Origin of the sequence: Burkholderia sp. BCC0405, assembly GCF_902833075.1 — a bacterium.
Lineage (GTDB): Bacteria > Pseudomonadota > Gammaproteobacteria > Burkholderiales > Burkholderiaceae > Burkholderia.
The window spans coordinates 40,380-55,394 of the sequence record NZ_CADFEO010000017.1 but is presented as its reverse complement, the minus strand read 5'-3'; the positions used below and the strand labels follow the sequence as shown (position 1 = coordinate 55,394).

Annotated in this window: 11 protein-coding genes; 5 read left to right on the top strand and 6 right to left on the bottom strand. The window is 67.6% G+C overall.

Going from position 1 to position 15,015, the window contains the following annotated elements:
• Positions 1 to 255 precede the first annotated feature (255 nt).
• The 4 genes from HWX36_RS25510 to HWX36_RS25495 all read right to left on the bottom strand — a co-directional run bounded on the left by HWX36_RS25510 (position 256) and on the right by HWX36_RS25495 (position 6,075).
• Positions 256 to 1,434 (bottom strand): acetyl-CoA C-acyltransferase, encoded by a 1,179-nt coding sequence (locus tag HWX36_RS25510; protein WP_175955878.1) that lies wholly within the window; start codon positions 1,432 to 1,434, stop codon positions 256 to 258.
• A gap of 51 nt (positions 1,435 to 1,485) precedes the next feature.
• Positions 1,486 to 2,118: a bifunctional nicotinamidase/pyrazinamidase gene (gene pncA / locus HWX36_RS25505; RefSeq protein ID WP_175955875.1), complete on the bottom strand. Its 633-nt coding sequence runs from the start codon at positions 2,116 to 2,118 to the stop codon at positions 1,486 to 1,488.
• 40 nt (positions 2,119 to 2,158) lie between these two features.
• Entirely contained in the window at positions 2,159 to 4,243 is a 2,085-nt protein-coding gene (locus tag HWX36_RS25500) for a 3-hydroxyacyl-CoA dehydrogenase NAD-binding domain-containing protein (protein WP_175955873.1), read from the bottom strand.
• 188 nt (positions 4,244 to 4,431) lie between these two features.
• The gene (locus tag HWX36_RS25495) at positions 4,432 to 6,075 is read right to left on the bottom strand and encodes a 3-(methylthio)propionyl-CoA ligase (protein WP_175955871.1); all 1,644 of its coding nucleotides are present in this window, start codon (positions 6,073 to 6,075) and stop codon (positions 4,432 to 4,434) included.
• A 146-nt stretch (positions 6,076 to 6,221) separates the two neighbouring features.
• Here HWX36_RS25495 and HWX36_RS25490 point away from each other — a divergent pair, with 146 nt between their 5' ends.
• The 5 genes from HWX36_RS25490 to HWX36_RS25470 all read left to right on the top strand — a co-directional run bounded on the left by HWX36_RS25490 (position 6,222) and on the right by HWX36_RS25470 (position 10,053).
• Positions 6,222 to 7,790: a protein adenylyltransferase SelO gene (locus tag HWX36_RS25490; RefSeq protein WP_175955869.1), complete on the top strand. Its 1,569-nt coding sequence runs from the start codon at positions 6,222 to 6,224 to the stop codon at positions 7,788 to 7,790.
• A 44-nt stretch (positions 7,791 to 7,834) separates the two neighbouring features.
• Positions 7,835 to 8,266, top strand: a complete 432-nt coding sequence (gene msrB / locus HWX36_RS25485; RefSeq protein ID WP_175955867.1) for a peptide-methionine (R)-S-oxide reductase MsrB — start codon at positions 7,835 to 7,837, stop codon at positions 8,264 to 8,266.
• Between the two features lie 145 nt (positions 8,267 to 8,411).
• The gene (locus HWX36_RS25480) at positions 8,412 to 8,942 is read left to right on the top strand and encodes a septation protein A (protein ID WP_175955865.1); all 531 of its coding nucleotides are present in this window, start codon (positions 8,412 to 8,414) and stop codon (positions 8,940 to 8,942) included.
• A 1-nt stretch (position 8,943) separates the two neighbouring features.
• Complete coding sequence (locus tag HWX36_RS25475) at positions 8,944 to 9,252, top strand: BolA family protein (protein ID WP_175955862.1); 309 nt, start codon at positions 8,944 to 8,946, stop codon at positions 9,250 to 9,252.
• Between the two features lie 18 nt (positions 9,253 to 9,270).
• On the top strand, positions 9,271 to 10,053 hold the full coding sequence (locus tag HWX36_RS25470) for a peptidylprolyl isomerase (protein ID WP_175955860.1): 783 nt from the start codon (positions 9,271 to 9,273) through the stop codon (positions 10,051 to 10,053).
• A gap of 172 nt (positions 10,054 to 10,225) precedes the next feature.
• Here the strand turns inward: HWX36_RS25470 and HWX36_RS25465 are convergent, their stop codons facing one another.
• Entirely contained in the window at positions 10,226 to 10,771 is a 546-nt protein-coding gene (locus HWX36_RS25465) for an N-acetyltransferase (protein WP_175955858.1), read from the bottom strand.
• Between the two features lie 5 nt (positions 10,772 to 10,776).
• Positions 10,777 to 14,841 carry a phosphoribosylformylglycinamidine synthase gene (gene purL / locus HWX36_RS25460; RefSeq protein ID WP_175955856.1) on the bottom strand — a complete coding sequence of 1,355 codons (4,065 nt, stop codon included), beginning with the start codon at positions 14,839 to 14,841 and terminating at the stop codon, positions 10,777 to 10,779.
• Positions 14,842 to 15,015: the final 174 nt, after the last annotated feature.

Sequence of the window (15,015 nt, the reverse complement as noted above, 5' to 3'; positions counted from 1 at the left end):
CCCCGGTCGGTCTGCGGCGTTGGTTTTAACCTTCGCGGCACGGATCGCACGACGCACGATCCGGCCCATCGTGCCGAAAGGCAAATGTCAGAGCAAGTATAGGTGGGGCAATTCGTTTGACAAGTAAGGGGAAACGGCATTGCCGACGCATGCCTTTTGCTTCCCGATTGTTTCGAATAGCGGATCAGTCGCGCCGATTCGCGTCGCGGCCGCCGGCCTCGCCGAAGCGAAACCGCGGCCGCCCGGCGTCAAAGATCAGAGGATTTCGAACAGCCCGGCTGCGCCCTGCCCGCCGCCGATGCACATCGTGACGACCACGTACTTCACGCCGCGCCGCTTGCCCTCGATCAGCGCATGGCCCGTCAGGCGTGCGCCCGATACGCCGTACGGATGGCCGACCGCGATCGCGCCGCCGTTCACGTTCAAGCGATCCTCAGGAATCCCGAGCGTGTCGCGGCAGTACAGCACCTGCACGGCGAACGCTTCGTTCAATTCCCACAGGCCGATATCGGCGACCTTCAGCCCCGCCTGCTTCAGCAGCTTGGGTACCGCGAACACGGGGCCGATGCCCATCTCGTCCGGCTCGCAACCCGCCACCGCGAAACCGCGGAATACGCCGAGCGGCTGCAGCCCTTCGCGCTGCGCGGCGTCGGCGCTCATCACGACGCAGGCCGACGCACCGTCCGAGAACTGGCTCGCGTTGCCGGCGGTGATCACGCCACCCGGCACGGCCGAGCGGATCTTCGACACGCCTTCGAGCGTCGTGTCGGGGCGAATCCCTTCGTCGGCCGACACCGTCACTTCCTTCGTGAACAAACGGCCCGTCGCCTTGTCGGCGATGCCCGCGAGCACGGTGATCGGCACGATCTCGTCGCGAAAACGCCCGGCTTCCTGCGCGGCCGCCGCCCGCAATTGCGACTGCACGCCGTACTCGTCCTGCCGCTCCTTCGAGATGCCGTAGCGCTTCGCGACGTTCTCGGCCGTCTGCAGCATGTTCCAGTAGATCTCCGGCTTGTGCTGGGCGAGCCAGCCTTCCTGGATCATGTGATGATTCATCTCGTTCTGCACGCACGAGATCGATTCGACGCCGCCCGCCACATACACTTCGCCTTCGCCCGCGATGATCCGCTGCGCGGCCAGCGCGATGGTCTGCAGCCCGGACGAGCAGAAGCGGTTCACCGTCATCCCCGGCACCGTCACGGGCAGCCCCGCGCGCAGTGCGATCTGCCGCGCGATGTTCGCGCCGGTCGCGCCTTCGGGGTTCGCGCAACCCATGATCACGTCCTCGACGCGTGCGGGGTCGAGCTTCGCGCGTTCGAGCGCGGCCGCGACCACGTGGCCGCCGAGCGTCGCGCCGTGCGTCATGTTGAAAGCGCCGCGCCAGGATTTCGCCAACGGCGTGCGGGCGGTCGATACGATTACGGCTTCGGTCATGCGAGTCTCCTTCGGTCCTGCTTCATGTCCTGAATCGGATGGGGGAATGCGCTACGCCGCCGGGCGCGCGCCCGCGGACGTCACATGCGCGACGCCCGCTGCCTGCATCTGCTGCCATGCGCGGGCGAGCGACCCGTTCAGGTCGATCGCGCGGCACGCATCGTTGATCACCGCGGCTTCGAAACCCGCCGCGCGCGCATCGAGCGCCGACCACGCGACGCAGTAGTCGGTCGCGAGCCCGCAGCACCACACGCGTTTCGCGCCGAGCTCGCGCAGATAGCCCGCGAGCCCGGTGCGTGTCGTGCGGTCGGCTTCGACGAACGCGGAATAGCTGTCGACCTGCGCGTCGCCGCCCTTGCGGATCACGAGCCGCGCATGCGGGATGTCGAGGTCGCGATGCAGCGCCGCGCCGTCGGTGTCCTGCACGCAGTGCACGGGCCACAGCACCTGTTCGCCGTACGGCAGCGCGAGCGTGGAGAACGGTTCGCGGCCCGGATGGTTCGCCGCGAACGACACGTGCTCGCGCGGGTGCCAGTCCTGCGTCAGCACGACCTGGTCGAAGCGTTGCGCGAGCGCGTTGATCACCGGCACGACCGCGTCGCCGTCGGGCACCGCGAGCGCGCCGCCCGGCATGAAGTCGTATTGCACGTCGATCACGAGCAGGACGTCGTCGGTGCGTTTCATTGCATTTCTCCGGGTGTTCGTCGCGCCGCGATCCGGCGCGTCAGCCGTTGAACCCGCGGCCGGCCTTCGCGAGCGCCGCGATCGACGGCGCGAGCTGCCAGGCGTCGCCGTTCGGCGCAGCCGCGTAGCGGCGAATCGCGCGCTCGACGTTGTAGAGGCCAACCATGTCCGCGTACAGCATCGGGCCGCCACGCCACAGCGGGAAACCATAGCCGGTCAGGTAGACCATGTCGATGTCGGACGCCTTCGACGCGATCTTCTCTTCGAGGATCTTCGCGCCTTCGTTGACGAGCGCGAACACGAGCCGCTCGACGATCTCGTCGTCGCCGATCTTGCGCCGCTCGACGCCGCGCTCCTTCGAATACGCAACGACCATCTCGTCGACGAGCGACGACGGCTTTGCCTTGCGATCGCCCGGCACGTAGTCGTACCAGCCGGCCCCCGTCTTCTGGCCGAAGCGGCCCTGCTCGCAGAGGCGGTCGGCGATCTTCGAGTACTGGAGATCGGGCTGCTCGACGTAGCGGCGCTTGCGGATCGCCCAGCCGATGTCGTTGCCGGCGAGGTCGCTCATCCGGAACGGGCCCATCGCGAAACCGAATTTCTCGATCGCCCGGTCGACCTGCGCGGGCAGCGCGCCTTCCTCGAGCATGAACAGCGCCTGACGAATGTACTGCTCGATCATCCGGTTGCCGATGAAGCCGTCGCACACGCCCGACACGACCGCCGTCTTGCGGATCTTCTTCGCCACCGCCATCACGGTGGCGAGCACGTCCTTCGCGGTCTGCGCGCCGCGCACGACCTCGAGCAGCTTCATCACGTTCGCCGGGCTGAAGAAGTGCATGCCGACCACGTCCTGCGGACGCTTCGTGAACGCCGCGATCTTGTCGACGTCGAGCGTCGACGTGTTCGACGCGAGGATCGCGCCCGCCTTCGCGACTTCGTCGAGCTTCTTGAACACCTGCTCCTTCACGCCGAGTTCCTCGAACACGGCTTCGACGATCAGGTCGGCGTCCTTCAGGTCGTCGTAGGACAACGTCGGCGTGATCAGCGCCATGCGCGCGTCGAGCTTCTCCTGCGTGAGCTTGCCCTTCTTCACCTGCGCGTCGTAGTTCTTGCGGATCGTCGCGACGCCGCGCTCGAGCGCGTCCTGTTTCGTCTCGAGCAGCGTGACGGGCAGGCCTGCATTGACGAAGTTCATCGCGATCCCGCCGCCCATCGTGCCCGCGCCGATCACGCCGACGCGGCGGATCTCGCGCAACGGCGTATCGGCCGGCACGTCGGGAATCTTGCTCGCCGCGCGCTCGCCGAAGAACGCATGCCGCAGCGCGCGGCTTTCCGGCGTCATCATCAACGCGACGAAACCCTCGCGCTCGGCGACGCTGCCCTTGTCGAAGCCGTGCAGCACGCCGGCCTCGATCGCGTCGATGCACTTGTGCGGCGCGGGGAAATTCGGCGCGGCGGCCCGGGCCGAATTGCGCGCGAACTGGATGAAGCCCGCTGCGTTCGCGTGGACGATCTTGCGATCGCGCACGCGCGGATGCGGCCCCTTCTGCGCACCGACCTTGCGGGCGAACGCGACGGCCGTGTCGAGCAGGTCGCCGTCGGCCATTTCGTCGAACAGCCCGCTCTTCGCGAGCTGCTCCGACGGCACGGGCGCGCCCGACACGATCATGTTCAGCGCGGTTTCGAGCCCCACCGCGCGCGGCAGGCGCTGCGTGCCGCCCGCGCCCGGCAGCAGGCCGAGCTTCACTTCGGGCAGCGCGACCTGCGCGCCGGGCGCCGCGACGCGGTAGTGCGCGCCGAGCGCGAGCTCGAGGCCGCCGCCCATCACGACGCTGTGCAGCGCCGCGACGACGGGCTTCGCGCTCGCCTCCACCGCGTGAATCACGGTGTGCAGCGTCGGCTCCTGCAACGCCTTCGGCGTATTGAATTCGGTGATGTCGGCGCCGCCCGAGAAGGCGCGTCCCGCGCCGGTCAGCACGATGGCCGTGACCGACGGATCCTGCGCGGCGCGATCGAGCGCGTCCATGACACCCTGACGGGTCGACAGACCCAGCCCGTTGACGGGCGGATTGTTGAGCGTAAGGACGGCCACGCCGTCGCGAGTCGAGTAATCCACTGCCATCTGCCTGCCTCCATGCATCGCGCGCCGGGGTGGCTGCGCTTCATTGTGCGCGGTCGAACAGCCGCATGTCCGGATGAACGGAGGCAGCATACAACGAAAAAGCACGGTCGTTCAATTTGAATTTTGTCCCCGATCCGGGGACGGATCGGGCGACCGCGTCACGAGCCGCTTCCGGATCGCGCCGGGCGTTACGGCTCGCAGACCGCCGTCGGCAACACGTAATCGCGGAACGTCTCGCGCAGCTTCAGCTTCTGCAGCTTGCCGGTCGCGGTGTGCGGCAGCGATTCGACGAATACGACGTCGTCGGGAATCCACCATTTCGCGACCTTGCCTTCGTAGAACGCGAGCAGCGCGTCGCGGCTCAGGTTCGCCCCTTCACGCGGCACCACGACGAGCAGCGGGCGCTCGGTCCATTTCGGGTGCGCACAGGCGATGCAGGCCGCCTCGGCCACGCCCGGGTGCGCAATCGCGACGTTCTCGATGTCGATCGAGCTGATCCACTCGCCGCCCGACTTGATCACGTCCTTGCTGCGGTCGGTGATCTGCAGGAAGCCGTCGGGGTCGATCGTCGCGACGTCGCCGGTCGGGAACCAGCCGTCCGACAGCGGCGACGTATCGCCGCGAAAGTAGTGGTCGATCACCCACGGGCCGCGCACCTGGAGCTCGCCGAATGCGACGCCGTCCCACGGCAGTTCGTGGCCGTCCTCGCCGACGATGCGCATGTCGACGCCGCAGATCACGCGCCCCTGCTTTTCGAGCAGCTTGCGCTGCGCGTCGAGCGGCCGCTGCGACTGCGCCCAGTTGAGCTTCGCGAGCGTGCCGAGCGGCGACAGCTCGGTCATCCCCCATGCGTGGATCACGCGCACGCCGTATTCGTCCTCGAAGGTGCGCAGCATCGCGGGCGGGCACGCGGAGCCGCCGATCACCGTGCGGTTCAGCGTCGAGAAGCGCACGCCGGCCTTGCGCATGTAGTTGAGCAGGCCGAGCCACACGGTCGGCACGCCCGCGGAAAAGGTCACGCGCTCGGCTTCCATCAGCTCGTAAAGCGATTTCCCGTCGAGATCCTTGCCGGGCAGCACGAGCTTGCCGCCCGTGAGCGGCACAGCGTATGGCAGGCCCCATGCGTTGACGTGGAACATCGGCACGACGGGCAGCACGGCGTCCATCGCGGACAGGTTCATCGCGTCGGGCAGCGCGGCGCCGTACGCGTGCAGCACGGTCGAGCGGTTCGAATACAGCACGCCCTTCGGGTTGCCGGTCGTGCCCGACGTGTAGCAGAGCCCCGACGCCTGCTGTTCGTCGAGGCGCGGCCACTCGTAGCGGCCATCCTCCGCTTCGACGAGCGTTTCGTAACAGAGGAACGGCGTCGTGCCGGACGGCAGGTGCGCGGCGTCCGTCATCGCGACCCAACCCTTCACGTGCGGGCATTGCGGTGCGATGGCCTCGACGAGCGGTGCGAAATTGATATCGAAGAAAACGTAGCGGTCTTCCGCGTGATTGACGATGTACGCGATCTGCTCGGGGAACAGGCGCGGGTTGATCGTGTGGCACACGGCCCCCATGCCGCCAATCCCGTAATACGCTTCCAGATGCCGGTAGCCGTTCCACGCCAGCGTGCCGACGCGATCGCCGGTTTCGACGCCGAGCCGCGCGAGCGCCTGCGCCAGTTGCTTCGCGCGGCGCTCGCAATCGCGGTACGTGTAGCGATGCAGATCGCCTTCCACGCGCTTCGACACGATCTCCGTGTCGCCGGCGTGCCGCGCGGCATGAGAAATCAGCGAGGAAACCAGCAACGGCATGTCCATCATCTGGCCCAGCAACGGCTTGCCCATCGTCTTGTTCTCCGTGTGGATGCGAATCGGTGCCTCTGCAGCGCGCCCGTCGGCGGCCCCGGACGGGCGTGGCGCACGGTGCGCGGGCCACCATGCGGGCGGGGCGGCGCCGCCTTACAATATCGGCTTACCCAGAGGCGCTCAACATGTCGTTTTCCCGAAGCGCAGCCGATGCGGCTGACACCCTTCCCGACCTCGCCGCCACGCTCGGCGCACCCGCCGAAGGCGCGTTCGTCCGGCTCGGCGACGCGTTTCATACGCGGCTGCCGGCCGCGCCGCTTGCCGCGCCGTACGTCGTCGGCTTTTCCGACGAGGTCGCGCAACTGCTCGACCTGCCGGCGTCGATCGCCGCGCAGCCTGGCTTCGCCGAACTGTTCGCCGGCAACCCGACGCGCGACTGGCCCGCAACCGCGATGCCGTACGCTTCGGTGTATTCCGGCCATCAGTTCGGCGTGTGGGCCGGGCAGCTCGGCGACGGCCGCGCGCTGACGATCGGCGAGCGCACCGGCACCGACGGCCGCCGCTACGAGCTGCAACTGAAAGGCAGCGGCCGTACACCGTACTCGCGGATGGGCGACGGCCGCGCGGTGCTGCGCTCGTCGATCCGCGAATTCCTGTGCTCGGAGGCGATGCATCACCTCGGCATCCCGACCACGCGCGCGCTGACGGTGATCGGTTCCGACCAGCCGGTGGTGCGCGAGGAGATCGAGACATCGGCCGTCGTCACGCGCGTGTCGGAAAGCTTCGTGCGCTTCGGCCACTTCGAGCACTTCTTCTCGAACGATCGCCCCGACCTGCTGCGCCAGCTCGCCGATCACGTGATCGACCGCTTCTACCCGGATTGCCGCCGCGCCGACGATCCGTACCTCGCGCTGCTCGAAGCCGCGACGCTGCGCACGGCCGATCTCGTCGCGCAATGGCAGGCCGTCGGCTTCTGCCACGGCGTGATGAACACCGACAACATGTCGATCCTCGGCGTGACGATCGACTACGGCCCGTTCGGCTTCGTCGACGCGTTCGACGCGAACCACATCTGCAATCACTCCGATAACGGCGGCCGCTACGCGTACCGGATGCAGCCGCGCATTGCGCACTGGAACTGCTATTGCCTCGCGCAGGCACTGCTGCCGCTGATCGGGCTGCAGCACGGCATTGCGGATGACGACGCACGCGCCGAGCGCGCGGTGGACGACGCGCAGGCCGTGCTCGCGAAGTTTCCGGAACGCTTCGGCCCCGCGCTCGAACGCGCGATGCGCGCGAAGCTCGGCCTCGAGCTCGAGCGCGAGAACGATGCCGAGCTCGCCAACAAGCTGCTCGAGACGATGCATGCGAGCCACGCGGATTTCACGCTGACGTTCCGCCGGCTCGCGCAGCTCTCGAAGCACGACGCGAGCCGCGACGCGCCCGTGCGCGACCTGTTCATCGACCGCGACGCGTTCGATGCGTGGGCGAACCTCTACCGCGCGCGGCTGTCCGAGGAAACGCGCGACGACGCGGCACGTGCAGCCGCGATGAACCGCGCGAACCCGAAATACGTCCTGCGCAACCATCTGGCCGAAGTCGCGATCCGGCGCGCGAAGGAAAAGGATTTCTCGGAAGTCGAACGACTCGCGCAGATCCTGCGCCGGCCGTTCGACGAACAACCGGAGCATGAAGCGTACGCGGCGTTGCCGCCCGACTGGGCCGGGTCTCTCGAAGTCAGCTGCTCGTCCTGAGCCCCAACCCGCGCGTATCGACCGACCGATCAGGAGAACCCCACATGTCCCACGATTCCGACGACAAGACCTTCCCGTACGAGAAGGACGACGCCGAGCTGCGCCGCCGGCTCACGCCGATGCAGTACGAAGTCACGCAGCATGCGGCGACCGAGCGTGCGTTTACCGGCGAGTACACCGACACGGAAGACGACGGTATCTACAAATGCGTCGTCTGCAGCACGCCGCTGTTCGAATCCGGCGCCAAATTCCACTCGGGCTGCGGCTGGCCCAGCTACTTCAAACCGCTCAACGCCGAGGTGATCGACGAAAAGGTCGACTATTCGCACGGGATGGTGCGCGTCGAGGTGCGCTGCAACCACTGCGGCGCGCATCTCGGCCACGTCTTCGAAGACGGCCCGCGCGACAAGACCGGTTTGCGGTACTGCATCAATTCAGCTGCGTTAAACTTCGAGTCCCGACCCGAAAACGAATGAGCGGCGCCGGACGGATCGGCGAGGCGACCCTCGCCCGGGCGGCCAGCCTCCGGGTAGACCGCCCCGATCCGCGACGGTGGCGCCTGGCGGGTCCCTACAACGGTGAAAGGCCGCGCAAGCGACCTTTCACGCAGCTGCGAGCGCCATGAAATTCCTGTTCGATCTGTTTCCGATCATCCTGTTTTTTGCCGCCTTCAAGGTCTGGGGCATCTTTACCGCCACCGCCGTCGCGATCGTCGCGACGCTGGCCCAGGTCGCATGGGTTGCCTTCCGGCACCGGAAGGTCGACACGATGCTGTGGGTCAGCCTCGGCGTGATCGTCGTTTTCGGTGGCGCCACCCTCGTCCTGCATGACGAGAAATTCATTCAATGGAAACCGACTGTGCTGTACTGGCTGTTTGCGATCGGGCTGCTCGCCGCGCGCTATGTGTTCGGCAATAACCTGATCGAGAAGATGATGGGCAAGCAGCTCACGCTGCCGCACCCCGTGTGGGACAAGCTGAACGTCGCCTGGGCGCTGTTCTTCGCGGTGCTCGGTGTCGCGAACCTGTACGTGGTGCACAACTTCACCGAATCGCAATGGGTGAACTTCAAGCTGTTCGGCACGACGGGCGCGATGGTCGTATTCATCATCCTGCAGAGCCTGTGGCTCACGAAATACCTGAAGGACGAGTGACATGACGGACGCCTTTCTCCACGCGTCGCCCGACGAACGCATCGCGCTGATCGAAGCGCGCCTCACCGCAGCGCTCGCTCCGCTGTCGCTCACCGTGCGCGACGACAGCGCGCAGCACGCGGGCCACGCCGGCGCGGCCGCCGGCGGCCACTTCACGGTCACGATCGTGTCGGCCGCGTTCGCGGGCAAGCCGCGCGTCGCGCGGCACCGGCTGGTGTATGATGCGCTCGCTGATGCGATGCAGCGCGGCATTCACGCGCTCGCGATCGTGGCTTACACGCCCGAAGAATTCGACGAATCTTCAATCTAGTCTCATTAGGAATTCCCGATGATCCTGAAATCCCCCCTCCTGTGGGTCGCGGCGGCTGCCTTTGCAGCGGCGCCGGCCTTTGCCCAGAACATCGCCGTCGTCAACGGCACGCCGATTCCGAAGTCGCGCGCCGACGCGATGGTTGCTCAGCTCGTCCAGCAAGGCCAGACCGACAGCCCGCAACTGCAGCAGGCCGTCCGTCAGGAACTCGTGAACCGCGAAATCCTGATGCAGGAAGCCATCCGCGAAGGCATCCCGAACCGTCCGGACGTGAAGGCGCAAATCGCCGTCGCGCAGCAGACCGTCGTGCTGCGTTCGATGATCGAGAGCTTCCTCAAGAAGAACCAGCCGACCGACGCCGAAGTGAAGGCCCGCTACGACGACCTCGTCAAGGGCACCGGCGGCAACCGCGAATATCACCTGCACCACATCCTCGTCGACAACGAGCAGCAGGCGAAGGACCTGATCGCGAAGATCAAGGCCGGCGCGAAGTTCGAGGATCTCGCGAAGCAGTACTCGAAGGATCCGGGCTCGGGCAAGAACGGCGGCGACCTCGACTGGTCCGACCCGAAGGCATACGTGCCGGAATTCGCAGCGGCTGCGCAGAAGCTGCAGAAAGGCCAGATGACCGACACGCCGGTGAAGACGCAGTTCGGCTGGCACATCATCCGCGTCGACGACATCCGCGACATCGCGCCGCCGCCGTTCGACCAGGTGAAGGCGCAGATCGCGCAGCAGCTCGTGCAGCAGAAGCTGCAGGCGTTCGAGGAAGGTCTGCGCCAGCAGGCAAAGATCCAGTAACGCCGACGCTCGTCGCCCATGCATCGAAAAGCCGCTCTTCGGAGCGGCTTTTTCATTGCCCGCGCACTGCCTGCGGGCGCGTCACGATGCGCTTGCCGCCCGGCAAAAAGAAACAGGCCGCTCCAAAGAGCGGCCTGTTCCGTGCCGGATTCACACGCACCGCAAGCGCAGGCTACGCGGGATGGAACACGTCGTGATAGCGAACGTCACCCGACGGCCGCGGCGCCGAATCGTCGAGCGACAGCGCGAGGACATACTCGGGCGGCACGCCCGGGAACACGATGTCGCCGGATGGCGCAAAGCCGAACCGCGCGTAGTACGCGGGGTCGCCGAGCAGGACGCAACCGCGCGCGCCAAGCCGGCGCAACGCGTCGAGCCCCGTGCGCACCAGCCCTGCACCGATGCTCTGTCGTTGGCAGTCGGGCAGCACCGCGAGCGGTGCCAACCCATACCAGCGCTGGCTGCCCGACGGTTCACCGCCGATCGACACCGGCGAGAACGCGACGTGCCCGATCAGGCGGCCGTCGCGCTCCGCGACGAGCGAGACGCTCAACGCACCGTACGCACGCAGCGTGTCGACGATCCGCCGCTCGAACTGCCCGCCTTCCGGCTCGCCCGCGAACGCGGCGACGATCACGCGGCCGATCGCGTCGCCGTCGCTCGCGCGCTCGTCGCGCAGCGTGACGACCTCGACCGGCGCGTTCGGGTCGAACATCATCCCGATCAGCCGATCCAGCGGCGCGCGTTACGGAACACACGCATCCACGGGCTCGCTTCACCCCAGCTTTCCGGGTGCCAGCTCATCGCGACCGTACGATGCACACGCTCCATGTGCGGCATCAGCACCGAGAAGCGGCCGTCGGCCGTCGTGACCGACGTGATGCCGGCCGGCGAGCCGTTCGGGTTGAACGGATACCCCTCGGTCGCTTCGCCGCGGTGGTCGATGTAACGCATCGCGACCGCGACGCGATCGATGTCGCCCTGCTGCGAGAAATCCGCGTAGCCCTCGCCGTGCGCGACCGCGACCGGAATCCGCGACCCTTCCATTCCCGCGAAGAAGATCGACGGCGACTTCTGCACTTCGACGAACGAGAAGCGCGCCTCGAACTGCTCGGACTTGTTGCGCGTGAACTTCGGCCACGCTTCCGCGCCCGGGATCATCGACGCGAGGCTCGACAGCATCTGGCAGCCGTTGCAGATGCCGAGCGCGAACGTGTCGGGACGCGCGAAGAACGCCGAGAACATGTCGGCAAGGTTCGCGTTGAAGCGGACCGTCTTCGCCCAGCCTTCGCCCGCGCCCAGCACGTCGCCGTACGAGAAGCCGCCACATGCGACCGCACCTGCGAAATCGGCGAGCGTTGCACGGCCGGCAAGCAGGTCGCTCATGTGCACGTCGTGTGCATCGAAGCCCGCGCGATCGAACGCGTAGGCCGTTTCCAGATGCGAGTTCACGCCCTGCTCGCGCAGGATCGCGACGCGCGGCCGTGCGCCCGTCGCGATGAACGGCGCGGCGATGTCGTCGGCCGGATCGAAGCTCAGCACCGGCGAGATGCCGGGATCGGCCGCGTCGAGCAGCGCGTCGTATTCGGCATCCGCGCACGCGGGGTTGTCGCGCAGGCGTGCGATACGCCAGCTCACTTCGCTCCATGCGCGATGGAGCTCGGTGCGCGGGGCGTCGAAGATCTTCTTCGCGTCGCGGTACACCTCGATCACGTCGCGATCGTTGACCGAGCCGATCACGTGCGAGCACGCCGACAGGCCGAACTCGCGCAGCGCGCCGAGCACCGCGTCACGGTCGGTCGCTCGCACCTGCACGACGGCGCCGAGTTCCTCGGAGAACAGCGCGCGCAGCGTGCGATCTTCGCGACGGCCACTCGTCTGCTTCGCCCAGTCCTTCGCATCGCCGTAGTCGGATTCGTGATTCGGGTCGAGCGTCAGCATGTCGACGTTCAGCGACACGCCCGCGTGGCCCGCGAACGCCATTTCGCACACCGTCGCCCACAGGCCGCCGTCCGAGCGGTCGTGGTACGCAAGCAGCTTGTCTTGCGCATTGAGCGACTGGATTGCGTTGAAGAAGCGCTTCAGGTCTTCCGCATCGTCGACGTCCGGCGTCGTGTCGCCGACCTGCTGCGTGACCTGCGCGAAGATGCTGCCGCCCATCCGGTTCTTGCCGCGGCCGAGATCGATCGCGATCAGCACGCTGTCGCCCGCGTCGGCGATACGGCGCAGTTGCGGCGTCAGGTGACGGCGCACGTCCTCGACCGGCGCGAACGCGGAGATGATCAGCGACACCGGCGACACCACTTCCTTCGCGACGCCCTGCTCGTCCCACTTCGTCTTCATCGACAGCGAATCCTTGCCGACCGGGATGCCGATCCCGAGCGCCGGACACAGCTCCATGCCGATCGCCTTGACCGTGTCGAACAGCGCGGCGTCCTCGCCGGCCGTGCCGCATGCAGCCATCCAGTTCGCCGACAGCTTCAGCTTGTCGAGCGACGCGATCGGCGCACTCGCGATGTTCGTGATCGCTTCGCCGACCGCCATGCGGCCCGATGCCGGCGCGTCGATCACCGCGAGCGGCGTGCGCTCGGCCATCGTCATCGCCTCGCCCTTGAAGCCTGCGTAGTCGAGCGCGGTGATCGCGCAGTCGGCCACCGGCACCTGCCACGGGCCGACCATCTGGTCGCGCACCGACGTGCCGCCGACCGAGCGGTCGCCGATCGTGATCAGGAACGACTTGCTGCCGACCGTCGGGTGCTTCAGCACGTCGACGGCGACTGCCGACAGCGCGATGCCCGTCATGTCGACCGGTGCGCGCTCGGTCGCGACGCGCGTGACGTCGCGATGCATGCGCGGCGGCTTGCCGAGCAGCACTTCCATCGGCATGTCGACCGGGTATTCGTCGGCGCCCGTCGCTTCGTCGTCGACGAGCTTCAACTGGCGCTCGTCGGTCGCGACACCGACCACCGCGAACGGGCAGCGCTCACGTGCGCAGATCGCCTCGAAGCGCGCCAGATCGGCCGGCGCGATCGCCAGCACGTAGCGCTCTTGCGCTTCGTTCGACCAGATTTCGCGCGGCGACAGGCCCGATTCCTCGAGCGCGACCTTGCGCAGCTCGAAGCGCGCGCCCTTGCCCGCCCCGTCGACGATCTCGGGGAACGCGTTCGACAGGCCGCCCGCGCCGACGTCGTGGATGCTCAGGATCGGGTTTTCCGCGCCGAGCTGCCAGCAGCCGTTGATCACTTCCTGGGCGCGACGCTCGATTTCGGGGTTGCCGCGCTGCACCGAGTCGAAGTCGAGTTCGGCCGTGTTCGCGCCGGTCGCCATCGAGCTCGCGGCGCCGCCGCCCATGCCGATCCGCATGCCGGGGCCGCCGATCTGGATCAGCAGCGAGCCGGCCGGCACGTCGTGCTTGTGCGTATGCTGATCCGCGATGTTGCCGAGGCCGCCCGCGATCATGATCGGCTTGTGATAGCCGCGCACCTGGCCGCCGACATTCTGCTCGTACACGCGGAAATAGCCGCCGAGGTTCGGGCGGCCGAATTCGTTGTTGAACGCGGCGCCGCCGATCGGGCCGTCGATCATGATCTGCAGCGGCGACGCGATGCGGTCCGGGCGGCCGTACGGGCCGTGCACCTCGTTCGGGTTGCGCTCGCCGACCGGCTGCGCCGCGTCGCGCGCGTTCTCCCACGGCTGGCGTGCGTCGGGCAGATCGAGGTTCGACACGGTGAAACCCGTGAGGCCGGCCTTCGGGCGCGCACCGCGGCCCGTCGCGCCTTCGTCGCGGATCTCGCCGCCCGCGCCGGTCGCCGCACCCGGGAACGGCGAGATCGCCGTCGGGTGGTTGTGCGTCTCGACCTTCATCAGCGTGTGCGTGAGCTCGGTGTGGCGGCCATAACGCGCGCCCGGCTCGCCGGCTGCGCCCGTGTTGCGCGGGAACCAGCGCTCCGCTTCGGCGCCGACCATGATCGACGAGTTGTCCGAATACGCGACGATCGTGCCCTGCGGGCTCAGCTTCTCGGTGTTGCGGATCATCGCGAACAGCGACATGTCCTGCGCTTCGCCGTCGATCGTCCACTGCGCGTTGAAGATCTTGTGGCGGCAATGCTCGCTGTTCGCCTGCGCGAACATCATCAGTTCCACGTCGGTCGGGTTGCGTTCGAGCTTGCGGAATGCGTCGACCAGGTAGTCGATCTCGTCGTCGGCGAGCGCGAGGCCCAGCTCGACATTCGCGCGTTCGAGCGCGCCGCGGCCGACGCCCAGCACGTCGACGCGCGTGAGCGGCTTGGCCGGCAGTTCGTCGAACAGGTGCTTCGCGTCGTCGCGTGCCGCGACCACGCTCTCGGTCATCCGGTCATGCAGCGCGGCCGCGACGGCCGCGCGCGCGTCGTCCGACAGCGCCTTCTTGCCGCCGAGCAGGCCCGACTTCAGCGTGACCGTGAACTCGACGCCGCGCTCGATGCGGCGCACGTGCGTGAGGCCGCAGTGCTGCGCGATGTCGGTTGCCTTGCTCGCCCACGGCGAGACCGTGCCGAAGCGCGGCAGCACGACGAAGGTCTCGGCCGCGCCCTTCTCGGCCGCCGGCTCGAACGGCGCGCCGTAGTGCATCAGCGCGTCGATGCGCGCGCTGTCGTCGGCCGACAGCGGCTCGGCCGCATTGACGAAGTGCAGGAACTGCGCGCGCACCGCGACAATGTTGGCGTCGATTTGCCTGAGCGTGTCGAGCAGACGGGTTTGACGGAAATCGGAGAGGGCCGAAGCGCCGGGAAAACACGAGAAGTGAGCCATGGGCTGGACTGACGTCGATGAGTCGCGCGAGGTGGCGACGTGGGGCGAAAGGAAGGCCGTAATTATACCCGGAAGTCGGTCGCCCCAGACCGGCCAATCGGTAGCCCGCATGCACCGCAACGGTGCCGCGCGGGCGCGGCAGCCGGCGGCCGTGGCGCGGCTGCACGGTTCGTG